This window comes from Caulobacter sp. S45 (assembly GCF_009765965.1).
In the GTDB taxonomy this organism is placed as follows: domain Bacteria; phylum Pseudomonadota; class Alphaproteobacteria; order Caulobacterales; family Caulobacteraceae; genus CAHJWH01.
Map to the genome: position 1 here is coordinate 1,899,387 of NZ_LMUL01000014.1, position 11,792 is coordinate 1,911,178.

At 67.0% G+C, this 11,792-nt stretch carries 8 protein-coding genes; 1 reads left to right on the plus strand and 7 read right to left on the minus strand.

Annotation, left to right across the window (positions count from 1 at the left end; all coding sequences use genetic code 11):
* The 6 genes from GSQ87_RS15885 to GSQ87_RS15910 all read right to left on the minus strand — a co-directional run.
* Nucleotides 1-968 (minus strand): threonine ammonia-lyase (locus tag GSQ87_RS15885; protein ID WP_158917778.1); only part of this gene is annotated, 968 nt, incomplete at its 3' end.
* 73 nt (nucleotides 969-1,041) lie between these two features.
* Nucleotides 1,042-2,139, minus strand: coding sequence for a GNAT family N-acetyltransferase (locus tag GSQ87_RS15890; RefSeq protein ID WP_158916317.1), 1,098 nt, complete (start codon nucleotides 2,137-2,139; stop codon nucleotides 1,042-1,044).
* A 277-nt stretch (nucleotides 2,140-2,416) separates the two neighbouring features.
* Complete coding sequence (pgk, locus tag GSQ87_RS15895) at nucleotides 2,417-3,610, minus strand: phosphoglycerate kinase (RefSeq protein WP_158916318.1); 1,194 nt, start codon at nucleotides 3,608-3,610, stop codon at nucleotides 2,417-2,419.
* 104 nt (nucleotides 3,611-3,714) lie between these two features.
* Nucleotides 3,715-4,722, minus strand: coding sequence for a type I glyceraldehyde-3-phosphate dehydrogenase (gap, locus tag GSQ87_RS15900; protein WP_158916319.1), 1,008 nt, complete (start codon nucleotides 4,720-4,722; stop codon nucleotides 3,715-3,717).
* Nucleotides 4,723-5,017: 295 nt separating this feature from the next.
* On the minus strand, nucleotides 5,018-6,079 hold the full coding sequence (locus tag GSQ87_RS15905) for a deoxyhypusine synthase (protein WP_158916320.1): 1,062 nt from the start codon (nucleotides 6,077-6,079) through the stop codon (nucleotides 5,018-5,020).
* A 241-nt stretch (nucleotides 6,080-6,320) separates the two neighbouring features.
* The gene (locus GSQ87_RS15910; protein ID WP_158916321.1) at nucleotides 6,321-7,559 is read right to left on the minus strand and encodes a type III PLP-dependent enzyme; all 1,239 of its coding nucleotides are present in this window, start codon (nucleotides 7,557-7,559) and stop codon (nucleotides 6,321-6,323) included.
* A 661-nt stretch (nucleotides 7,560-8,220) separates the two neighbouring features.
* Here GSQ87_RS15910 and GSQ87_RS15915 point away from each other — a divergent pair.
* Nucleotides 8,221-9,951, plus strand: a complete 1,731-nt coding sequence (locus GSQ87_RS15915) for a hypothetical protein (protein WP_158916322.1) — start codon at nucleotides 8,221-8,223, stop codon at nucleotides 9,949-9,951.
* A gap of 186 nt (nucleotides 9,952-10,137) precedes the next feature.
* On the opposite strand, the gene serA is transcribed toward GSQ87_RS15915, so the two are convergent.
* On the minus strand, nucleotides 10,138-11,715 hold the full coding sequence (serA, locus tag GSQ87_RS15920; protein ID WP_158916323.1) for a phosphoglycerate dehydrogenase: 1,578 nt from the start codon (nucleotides 11,713-11,715) through the stop codon (nucleotides 10,138-10,140).
* Nucleotides 11,716-11,792: the final 77 nt, after the last annotated feature.

The following is an 11,792-nucleotide window of genomic DNA, read 5'->3' on the forward strand; positions in this document are numbered from 1 at the left end:
CGCCGCTCGCGGATCAGCTCGCGCGTCAGGACCGAGGCCAGCAGCCGGGTGTCGATATTGCCGCCGCACAGCACCAGGCCGACATTGCGGCCCCGGAACCGCTCGGGATAGGCCAGCAGGGCCGCCAGCGAGGCTGCGCCCGCGCCCTCGGCCACGGTCTTCTCCACGTTGACGTAGAGCGCCACCGCGCGTTCGAAATCGCTCTCCTCGATCAGCAGCACGTCGCTGAGCAGCGGCCGGGCGATGGCGTAGGTCAACTCGCCCACCGTCTTCACCGCAATGCCCTCGGCGATGGTCTGGCCGCCGATATTGGGCCGGAAGCCGCGCATGCGGGCGGTGAAGGAGGGATACATCGCCGCCTCCACCCCGATCACCTCGATATCGGGCTTCACCGCCTTGGCGGCCGTGGCCATGCCCGAGATCAGCCCGCCGCCGCCGATCGGCACCGGCAGCACGTCGATGTCCGGAGCGTCCTCGAGCATTTCCAGCGCGATGGTGCCCTGGCCGGCGATCACGTCGGCGTCGTCGAACGGGTGCACGAACACCAGGTCGCGCTGATTGCAGATCTCGCGGGCGTAGGCGTTGGCGTCGTCGTAGGTCTCGCCGTGCAGGATCACCTCGGCCCCGAAGTGGCGGGTGTGCTCCACCTTCACCACCGGGGTCTGCACCGGCATGACGATGGTCACCGGCACGCCGAGCCGCTGGCCATGGTAGGACAGGCCCTGGGCGTGGTTGCCGGCCGAAGCCGCGATGACGCCGCGCTTCTGCTCCGAAGCGCTGAGCTGGAGCAGCTTGTTCAGGGCCCCGCGCTCCTTGAAGGCGGCGGTGAACTGCAGGTTCTCGAACTTCACCCAGACATTGGCGCCGGTAATCTGGGACAGGGTGCGCGAAGGGCGGCAGGGGGTGCGCTCGATGTGGCCGGCCAGGCGGTCGGCGGCGGCGCGGATGTCGTCTATGGTCACGCTCATGATGGCGGAGCCCTAAAGCCAAATTCCGCCCCGCGCCACCTCTGGCCCGCTGGCCCAGGGGCCAGAAATCCTCCTAGCGCGGCAAGGACCAGACGCCGTGGAGCCCGCGCCACAGGTCCAGCCGGCGCATGGCCTTGCCCGGCAAGGTCGAAGCGCGGCCCAGCGGCAGGGCTTCGGCGGCGTCGCGCACCGAATAGGCGGCCGCACGAACCAAGGTGCTGGGCCCCGGCCGGCCAACATAGCCATGGCCGACCTCGCGCTTGAGGTTGGAAAGCTGCAGCTTGAACCGGTAGTCGCCCGGACCCAGGTCCAGCTCGCGCATGCCGTTGGCCGAGCCCCACTGCAGCATGTCGGCGATCAGCACCACGCCAGGCGAATAGCGCTCGAACGCCTCGGAATGGGCGATGAACCAGGCGTGGGCCACCGAGCCGTTGCACAGCGCCAGGTGCGCCGCCGCCAGCTCGCCGCCGGCGTGCAGGGTGAACAGCCGCGCCTGGAGGTCGCCGCAGGGCTCGATGAACAGGCGCTTGAGCAGGTCGAGCGGCCAGCCGGCGTCGAAGATGTCGGTCTGGCCGCTGGCCTTGTACTGGGCGCGCTTCCAGACCAGCAGTTGGTCGAAGTCGGCCTGGACGGTCGAATGGGCGGTGAAGACCACCTCGCCCTTTTCCCGCTCCAGCTTGCGGCGGCGCTTGGCGCAGTCCTTGAGGATGTCGGTCTGGGTGCGGCGCTCGGCGGCGTAGGCGTCGAAGCCCTGCGACAGGTCGATGGCCAGGGAGCTGGCGTGGCCGTGGACGTGCTTGGCGAAGGCGGTCTGGCCGGGAAACAGGTTCTGGAAGTCGAGCCGGCCGACGCCGAAGGCGCGCACGGCGGCCTTCACGTCCAGGACGAAGCCATCACGCGTCACCGCGCCCTGGTAGTCGCTCAATGGCGCGCCCACCGCCTGGCCGGAAAAGGGCGACAGCCGCGCCGGCAGGAAGGCGGCCGCGCCGTCGTCGTCGCGCACCACCGCCACCTTTGCGAGCTTGCGATCCGGCCCGTCGACGCTGGCGCAGGCCCGCGTCCAGTGCGGCGAGAAGAAGGGGCTGTCGAGGCCGGCGGCCTGCTGCAGGGCCGACCATGCGGTCACGTCCTGCGGATCGAGGTCCGCTGGTCGAACGATGTCGATCCGCATCCGCCGTCCCTCTCCACGCCCGAAACCGGACAACCAGGGAAGGTCATAGCGCGGGGAAGGTTACGTCCGGGTTTCGCGGGGGGCTTCCACACTCATCGTCCCGCAGCCCCTTCGTTCGTCATCCTGAGGAGCCCGAAGGGCGTCTCGAAGGACGCAGGCCATGTCCGCGAGACCTGCTAGGCGCGGGTCCTGCGTGCTTCGAGACGCGAGCCCAAGGCTCGCTCCTCAGCATGACGTGGGTTTAGGGGTGTAGGTTCGTTCGGCCGCCGCCGCGTCCTCAGACCTCCAGAGCCGCCACGCCCGGCAGGGTCTTGCCCTCCATCCATTCCAGGAAGGCGCCGCCGGCCGTCGAGACGAAACTGAAGTCTTCCACGACGCCCGCATGGTTCAGGGCCGAGACGGTGTCGCCGCCGCCGGCCACCGCGACCAGCTTGCCGGCCTTGGCCAGCTTGGCGGCGTGCCTGGCCGCATCGACCGTGGCGGTGTCGAAGGGCGGCACCTCGAACACGCCCAGCGGGCCGTTCCAGATCAGGGTGGCGGAACTGTCCATCGCCGCGTTCAGGCGCTCGACCGTCTTGGGGCCGGCGTCGAGGATGCGCTCGTCGTCGTCCACCGCGTCCAGCTCGCGGGTGAAGTGCGGGGCGTTGGGCTCCATCCGTTCACTGACCACCACGTCGATCGGCAGCAGCAGCTCGCAATTGTTGTCCTTCGCCAGCTGCATGATCTCCAGCGCGGTGGCCTTCAGGTCCTTCTCGCAATAGGAAGCGCCGACCTCGAAGCCCTGGGCGTAGAGGAAGGTGTTGGCCATGCCGCCGCCGATGGCCAGCCGGTCCAGCCGGGTCACCAGGTTCTTCAGCAGGTCGAGCTTGCTGGACACCTTGGAGCCGCCGACGATGCCCAGCACCGGGCGCACCGGGGCGCCCAGGGCCTTGTCGAGCGCCTCAAGCTCGCGCTGCATCGACAGGCCCGCATAGGCCGGCAGGCGCTTGGCCAGGGCCTCGGTGGAGGCATGGGCGCGATGGGCGGCGGAAAAGGCGTCGTCGACATAGACGTCGCCCAGCTTGGCGAGTTGGTCGGCGAAGCCGGCGTCGTTCTTCTCCTCGCCCGGATGGAAGCGGACGTTCTCCAGCAGCAGCACGTCGCCGTCCTGCAAGTTCGCGACCGCCGCCTCGGCCGCCGGCCCGACGCAGTCCTCGGCGAAGGCCACCGGGACGCCCAGCACCTTGGCCAGGGGCTCGACCACCGGCTTCAGGCTCATAGAAGGAACGGGCTTGCCCTTGGGCCGGTCGAAGTGGGCCAGCAGGATCACCCTGGCGCCCTTGGCCCTAAGCGCCTCGACCGTGGCGACCACTGCGCGCAGGCGGGTGTCGTCGCTGACCTTGCCGTCCTGCATGGGCACGTTCAGGTCCACGCGCACGAGCACGCGCTTGCTCTTCAGGTCGCCGGCTTGGTCGAGGGTGCGAAAGGGCATGTGCGGTCCTTTATGCGTCCTGGCGTGGGGCCGCCGCCCCTCTCCCCTTGCGGGAGAGGGAGGGGCCCGGCCGAAGGCTGGGAGGGTGAGGGTCGCGCCGAGGTCTAGAGGAACTTGCCCATCGCGGCCGCGGTGTCGGCCATGCGGGTCGAGAAGCCCCACTCGTTGTCGTACCAGCTGAACACCCGCGCCAGCTTGCCGCCGATCACCTGGGTCTCCATCAGGGCGAGGGTCGAGGAGTGCGGGTCGTGGATGAAGTCGCTGGAGACCAGCGGCTCGCCAGTCACCGCCAGCACGCCCTTCATGGCGCCCTCGGCGGCGGCCTTCATCGCCGCGTTGATCTCTTCCTTGGTGACATCGCGGGTCGGCACGATCTTGAAGTCGATCACGCTGACGTCCGGCGTCGGCACCCGCACCGAGGAGCCGTCCAGCCGGCCCTGCAGCTCCGGCAGCACCAGGCCCAGGGCCTTGGCCGCGCCGGTCGAGGTCGGGATCATGTTCTGGGCGGCGGTGCGGGCCCGGTATAGGTCCTTGTGGATCTGGTCCAGCGACGGCTGGTCGTTGGTGTAGCTGTGGATCGTGGTCATGTAGCCGCGCTCGATCCCGCACAGGTCCAGCAGCACCTTGGCCACCGGGGCCAGGCAGTTGGTGGTGCACGAGGCGTTGGAGACGATCAGGTCCTCGGCGGTCAGGCTCTGATGGTTGACGCCGTAGACGATGGTCTTGTCGGCGTTGTCGCCGGGGGCCGAGATCAGCACCCGCTTGGCGCCGGCGTCCAGGTGCAGCTTCGCCTTGTCGCGGGCGGTGAAGATGCCCGTGCATTCCAAGGCGATGTCGACGCCCAGTTCCTTGTGCGGCAGCTCGGCCGGGTTGCGGATGGCGGTGGTGCGGATCTTGCCGAACCCGACGTCCATCCAGTCGTCGCCATGGGTGACTTCGCCGGGGAAGCGGCGGTGGGTGCTGTCGTACTTCAGCAGGTGGGCGTTGGTGGCCACCGGCCCCAGGTCATTGATCGCCACCACCTCGATGTCGGTGCGGTTATACTCGGCCAGCGAGCGCAGGACGAGGCGACCGATACGGCCGAAACCGTTGATGGCGACGCGGATGGCCATGGGCGAGTGCTCCGATCAATTTCTTGTGTGCGCGGTTTTTTGCGGCTGCGAAGAGGGGAGTCAAGGATGAGGGGCCTTGAAGTCCCGTTGACAGCGCTGACGATCCCGCACGAACGGGTCGCAACACGTCCATTGCTGGAGCGTTCGTGATTTTGCATGGACGGCATGCGTCCTTCGAGACGCCCGCTTTCGCGGGCTCCTCAAGATGACGAACGGAGGTGAATTGCAGAAACCTTCGTCATGCTGGGGAGCGAGCCAACGGCTCGCGTCTCGAAGCACGCAGCGCTCAACAGCCCTACTTGGCGAACAGATCCGCCCAGCGGCGCTCCTCGCGGTCCTTCCAGGCGCCGCGATGGTAGGCGTCCGAGGCGATCAGCGGGACCACGGTGGTGGCTTCGGCGAACACCATCTGCTCGAAGGTGACGTCGACCTTGCCCCAGGAGCAGGCCTCCTTCAGCGTCGAGGACGAGCAGGCGCCGTCGCGCACGTCGGCGACGGTGATCTGCACCGCGTACTTGTGCATCTCGGCCTCCTCGCCGAGGATTTCGGCGCAGACCACGGTGTCCTGGGCGAAGTTCTTCGGCACGCCGCCGCCGACCATGAACAGGGCGGTGGTGCCGGCCTTGATCTTCACATCGGTCAGTTCACGGAAGTCGGCCACCGAGTCGATGCTGACATAGGGCTTGCCGGCCTTGATCCGCTCGATCTGGTGCTTGACCAGGCCGAAGCCGGCCGAGCTGTCGGTGAAGGCGGGGCAGAAGATCGGCACGCCGTGCTCGTAGGCGGTCTGGATCAGGCTGCCGGGCTTCTTGGCGTTGCCGGCCGCCAGCCACTTGCCCATCTCGAAGATGAACTCGCGCGAGGAATAGGGGCGCGGCTCCAGGCCATCGACGATCGCCTTGATCGTGTGATCGCAGTTCTGAAGCTCTTCCTCGTCGATATAGGTGTCGTAGATGCGGTCGATATAGAGGTCGCGCAGGTCGCGGTCGTCGACGTTGGACTGGGCCTGATAGTGCTTGAAGCCGAGCGCCTCGAAGAAGTCCATGTCGACGATGGAGGCGCCGGTGGCCACGATCGCGTCGCACATCTTGTTGGCGACCATGTCGCGATAGACGTGCATGCAGCCCGCAGCCGAGGTCGAGCCCGCCAGCGTGATCCACACCGAGCAGGCCTTGTCCTCGTAGGCCATGGTCAGGATGTCGGCCGCCCGCGCGGTGTCGCGCGAGGTGAAGCTCATATTGCGCATGTAATCGATCACCGGCCGCGCGTCGTAGGCGGTGATGTCCACGTGCTGGACGGTCTTGGCCAGCAGTTCGGCCTTCTTGTTGGTCTGCTCGGATGAGACGGGAGCGTTCATCGTCTTCGGTTTCCCTTTGCTGGAACCTGGGAGGTTTGAGCGCCCGTCAGAAGCCCTGATCGATCCGGACGGCGCGACGGATCGGGGAACTCATGCCTTAATGCCGCTCATCCCGGCGAAGGCCGGGACCCAGATCGAAAAACTCAGGCGGGTGATTATAAGCCCACCCAAGCGACATCGGCCGAGCTCTATGATCTGGGTCCCGGCATTCGCCGGGATGAGCGGAAATCAAAGCGGACAATTACTTCCGACGAGGCTTACGCCGCGAACGTGACGACAGCTTGACGACCGAGCTTTCCGCTTCGACCGCGGCGGCCGCATCTTCCTCGGCCAGGCCGTACATGCTGGCCATGGGCGCATCGTCCACGATCACGGTCTCGACGTCGCCGAAGCCGTTGAAGCGGGTGTTCATCGCCACGCCGTAGGCGCCCAGCATGCCGATCTCGATGTAGTCGCCCTCGCCCACGTCGTCGGGCAGGAAGAAGGGACCGGGCATGTGGTCGATCGAGTCGCAGGTCGGGCCGTAGAAGCCGAACGGCGTGATCGCCTCGGACGCCGCCGCATCGCGCACCAGCTTGACCGGGAAGGGCCACTTGGAGTGGGTCGCGTCGAACAGGGAGCCGTAGGACCCCTCGTTCAGATACAGCGTGTCGGCCTTGCGCAGCTCCACCTTGGTCAGGATCGAGGACGACTCGGCCACCAGGGCCCGGCCGGGTTCGCACCACAGCTCGGTGGTCTCGTGGACCATCATCTCCTCGAAGCCGGCATGGATCGCATCCATGTATAGCTTCAGGTCCGGCGGATTCATCCCCGGATAGACCGAGGGGAAGCCGCCGCCCACGTCGACCACGTCGGCGAACACACCGGCGCGGACCAGGGCGCGGGACACCTGGGACATGGCCGCACGGTAGGCGTACGGGTTCATGCACTGGGAGCCCACGTGGAAGCTGACGCCCATCAGCTCCTCGGTCGCCTGACGGGTCGCGAGCAGCAGGGCGGGCGCATCCTCGGCCGAGACGCCGAACTTGCCGCCCAGGGCGTACTGGGCGCCGTCGGTGGCCACCGCCATGCGCACGATCAGGTTCAGATCGGTGGCGTTGTCGGTCGCCTGTAGGATCTTCTGCAGCTCGTCATGGGTGTCGAGCGCGAAGGTGCGCACGCCGAACTCATGATAGGCGCGCGAGATCGCCGCCCGGCTCTTGACCGGGTGCATGTAGGCGAGCTTCGCCTCGGGCGCGATGGAGCGCACGAGCTCGATCTCGGGAATCGACGCCACGTCGAACGACCGCACCCCGTTGTCCCACAGGGTCTGAATGACCCAGGGGGAAGGGTTGGCCTTCACCGCGTAAAAGACGTCGCCTTTGAAGTTGGCCTGGAACCAGCTGGCCGCTACGGCAACGACGCCAGGACGCACAAGCGCCACAGGACGTTCGATGGACCGCGCACGGACCAGGTCCAGGGGCGTCTGGTAGTTTCCCACCTCACGTAAACCCCTATGAAAGTTGAACCTAGACCGGCGTTAGCAGCGCTCAGAAGAACGGGACTCGGGTCCGCCGGGAGACGCGAAATAGGGGCGTCGGATCGGGATGTAAAGCGCTTATCGAACCTGCGCGAAAACCGATATTTTCGGATCGGCATAACATATTGATATGTATGAAGAATATTTCACTTTTCCGGTGACTTTTTTTGCGTGATTTTCGAGCGTTTTCCGGCAACGCTTTCCCCGCCGCCCCCAACGCGCTCCTTCGAGGGCCAAGGCGAAGCTCCGAACCCGGACGGTGGTCGGATTTCACAAAACCGTTGCGGAGCTTCGCCTATCGCGGCGATGGGCGCCTGAACGCGCCTTGCTATAGGGCGCGCCTCGATCCGTAGGCGAGGGCATGGAGATGTCGCCTCGGCGGCCATCGCTCGAGACCTGCCTAAACGCCGGGCGCCCGGAGCCTCGAAGGCGCTTCCAGCCGGCTTATGGCCGGACTTGGGCCAATTGCGGCCCGACTGTGACCGGAAAGTCGCGCTTAACGACATAGCCGCCCGCGTCACTAAACCGTCATGAAAGATTTGCGGAACGATCATGCGGCAAGGCTAAGCCGCAACGGAACCCAACCGGTATCGGTAGGGTAGGGGTTAAGGGACACTCACACATGCATACCAAGACGTCGCTGTTCCGTGGCGCCGCTTTCGGCGCGATGATCGCGATCGGCGCTGGCGTCAGCGCTCAAGCGGCCACGGTTCACCACAAGAAGGTCGTGCACAAGAAGGCCGCCCACGTCGCGGCGGCCAAGACGCCGTCCGAACTGTCGGCCCTGCGCGCCGAAGTGCGTGAGCTGACCGCCCGCCTCGACGCCCAGGCCGCCACGCAGGCCGAGACCCAGGCCCAGGTGCAGCAGGCCAACGCCGCCGCCCAATCCGCCCAGGCCCAGGTCCAGACCGCCCAGGCCCAGGACGCCGACGCCACCGCCGCCATCATCCAGTCCATCCCCGTGGCCGTCGCCGCCGAGATCGACAAGGTGAAGCCTAAGACCGACGGCATCTACTTCAAGGGCGTCAAGATCACCCCCGGCGGCTTCATCGAAGCGGCCAACGTCTATCGCGAGCACAACACCGCCAACGACATCTCGACCGGCCTGAACACCATCCCCTTCCCGCAGACCCGTCAGGGCCACACGGAGAGCGATCTGTTCACGCCCCGCCAGAGCCGCGTGTCGGCCTTGGTGGAAGGCAAGCCCACGGCCGACATCACCCTGAGCATGTATGGCGAGTTCGACTTCCAGGGCGCGGCCCAGTCGGCCAACTCCAACGAGTCGAACTCCTACAACCCGCGCATCCGCCACCTGTACGCCAGCATCGACTGGGCCGACACCGGCTGGCACTTCCTCGCCGGTCAGACCTGGTCGCTGGTGACGCTGAACTCGAAGGGCATCACGCCGCGTAACGAAGTCACGCCGCTGACCATCGACGGCCAGTACACCGCCGGCTTCGACTGGACCCGCCAGCCCCAGGTCCGCGTGACCAAGGACTTCCTGAACAAGACCATCTGGATCGCGGCCTCGGCGGAAAACCCGCAGACGACCTTCACCGGCACGGTCCCCGCGGGCGTGATCAACACGATCAACAACGGCCAGGGCTTCTTCGGCGGCACCACCGGCACGCTGGCGACCACGACCAGCAACGGCAACGTCACCGCCGTCAGCGGCGTGGCCACGGCGACCCAGTCGCTCAACCACGTCCCCGACTTCGTCGTGAAGGCGGCGGCGGAAGAGGATATCGCCGGCCACCACGTCCACGCCGAAGTGTACGGCATGGCCCGCACCTTCTCCGATCAGCTGGCCACCATGAAGACCGACAGCATCACCACCGGCGCCTTCGGCGGCGGCATCATCGCCCAGGTGATCCCCGGCTGGTTCGACTTCCAGGCGTCGGCCCTGAACGGCAAGGGCATCGGCCGCTACGGCTCCGCCCAGCTGCCGGACGTGACCTTCAACACCAACGGCCATATCGAGCCGATCGAAGAGACCATCGCCCTGCTCGGCGGTACGGTCCACGCCACCAAGGACCTGGACGTCTGGGTCTACGGCGGCGAAGAGCACGAGAGCCGCGCCGCCTACGGAACCATCGGCTACGGCAACCCCAGCTTCGTCAACACCGGCTGCGGCACGGAGGCCTCGACCCTCACCTGCACCGGCAACACCAAGATGCTGGAAGAGCTGAGCGGCGGCTTCTGGCAGAAGCTGTACTCGGGTCCCTGGGGCCAGGCCCGTATCGGCCTGCAATACTCCTACGTCGACCGGGTCGCCTTCTCCGGCGTCGGCGGCGCGCCGACGGCCCACGACAACATGATCTTCACCAGCTTCCGCTACTATCCCTTCCAGTAAGCTTCCTCCCCGAAGACAGGAAAGGCCGCGCCCCTCGGGACGCGGCCTTTTTTGTTGCGTGAACGGGTATGTGCTTCGAGACGCCCCTTCAGGGCTCCTCAGCATGACGTGTGGAAGGGGACTTCAACAACACTCGTCATGCCGAGGAGGACTCCGCGGGAGCCGTCTCGAAGCCCGCATCGCGCCTCAGAACGCCAGCGCGCGGACTTCCTTCACGTGCGGCAGGGCCTGGACCTTGGCCAGCAGCACTTCGTCCAGGGCCTGGTCCACGCCGACCAGGGCGATGGCGTCCTCGCCCGCCGCGCGACGACCGAGGTTGAAGGTGGCGATGTTGACGCCCGCCTCGCCCAGCAGCACGCCCAGCGCGCCGATGAAGCCCGGCTTGTCCAGGTTCGATACATAAAGCATGGCCGGTTGGAAGGCGGCTTCCAGCTCCATGCTCTTCACCTCCACCACCCGAGGCGCGCCGCCGACCACCACGCCGGCGAAGGCGCGCTTGCCCATGCCGGTGGTCACCGTCACCCGGATCAGGCTGTCATAGACCGGGCTGGCCTCCTGGCGGCTCTCGGAGACGACGATGCCGCGCTCCTTGGCCACCGCCGGAGCGGAGACCATGTTCACCTCGGCCAGCATCGGCCGCATCACCCCCGCGATCAGCGCCGCGCTCAGCGGCTTGACGTTGAGGCTGGCGACATCGCCCTCGAAGGCCACGTCGATGGCCTTGACGTTGACGTCGACCATCTGGCCCGCCAGCGCGCCCAGCTTCTCGGCCAACGCCACGTAGGGCTTCAGCTTGGGGGCCTCTTCGGCGGTGACCGAAGGGCTGTTCAGGGCGTTGGTGACGGCGCCGGTCAGCAGGTAGTCCGACATCTGCTCGGCCACCTGGAGGGCCACGTTCTCCTGAGCCTCCAGGGTGGAGGCGCCCAGGTGGGGGGTGGCGACCAGGTTGGCCGCCCCGAACAGCGGGTTGCTGGTCGCCGGCTCGTCGACGAACACGTCGAAGCCCGCGCCGCCGACCTGGCCGCTGTCCAGCGCCTCGCGCAGGGCCTGCTCGTCGACCAGGCCGCCGCGCGCGCAATTGACGATCAGCACGCCCTTCTTGGCCTTGGCCAGGGCTTCACGCGACAGGATGTTGCGGGTCTTGTCGGTCAACGGGGTGTGCAGGGTGATGACGTCGGCGCGGGCCAGCAGTTCGTCCAGTTCCACCTTCTCCACCCCGATCTCCACCGCGCGCTCGGGCGATAGGAAGGGATCGTAGGCGATGACCCGCATCTTCAGCCCGTTGGCCCGGTCGGCGACGATGGAGCCGATATTGCCGGCCCCGATCAGGCCCAGCGTCTTGGCGTAGAGCTCGACCCCCATGAAGCGGTTCTTCTCCCACTTGCCGGCCTGGGTGGAGGCGTCGGCGGCGGGCAGCTGGCGGGCGAGCGCGAACATCATGGCGATGGCGTGCTCGGCGGTGGTGATCGAGTTGCCGAAAGGCGTGTTCATCACCACGATGCCGGCGGCGGTGGCGGCGGGGATGTCGACATTGTCGACCCCGATGCCGGCGCGGCCGATCACCTTCAGGTTCTTGGCGGCGGCGAGCACGTCCTTGTCCGCCTTGGTGGCGGAGCGGACGGCCAAGCCGTCGTAGTCGCCGATGATGGCGAGCAGTTCTTCCTTCTTCAGGCCGGTGCGCACGTCGGCGTCGACGCCACGTTCCTTGAAGATGGCCACGGCGGCGGGGGACAGCTTGTCGGCGATGAGGACGCGGGGGGGCATGGGCTTTTCTCGCTTCCCTCCCCCTCGAAGGGGGAGGGTCAGGGTGGGGGTGAGCGCAGGCGGTTCAAGACTAGGGG

Bases quoted from the DNA above. Each gene is read 5' to 3' on its own strand.
- serA (WP_158916323.1), bottom strand. From the start codon at position 11,715: ATGCCCCCCCGCGTCCTCATCGCCGACAAGCTGTCCCCCGCCGCCGTG.
- GSQ87_RS15890 (WP_158916317.1), bottom strand. From the start codon at position 2,139: ATGCGGATCGACATCGTTCGACCAGCGGACCTCGATCCGCAGGACGTG.
- GSQ87_RS15915 (WP_158916322.1), top strand. From the start codon at position 8,221: ATGCATACCAAGACGTCGCTGTTCCGTGGCGCCGCTTTCGGCGCGATG.
- GSQ87_RS15905 (WP_158916320.1), bottom strand. From the start codon at position 6,079: ATGAACGCTCCCGTCTCATCCGAGCAGACCAACAAGAAGGCCGAACTG.
- pgk (WP_158916318.1), bottom strand. From the start codon at position 3,610: ATGCCCTTTCGCACCCTCGACCAAGCCGGCGACCTGAAGAGCAAGCGC.
- gap (WP_158916319.1), bottom strand. From the start codon at position 4,722: ATGGCCATCCGCGTCGCCATCAACGGTTTCGGCCGTATCGGTCGCCTC.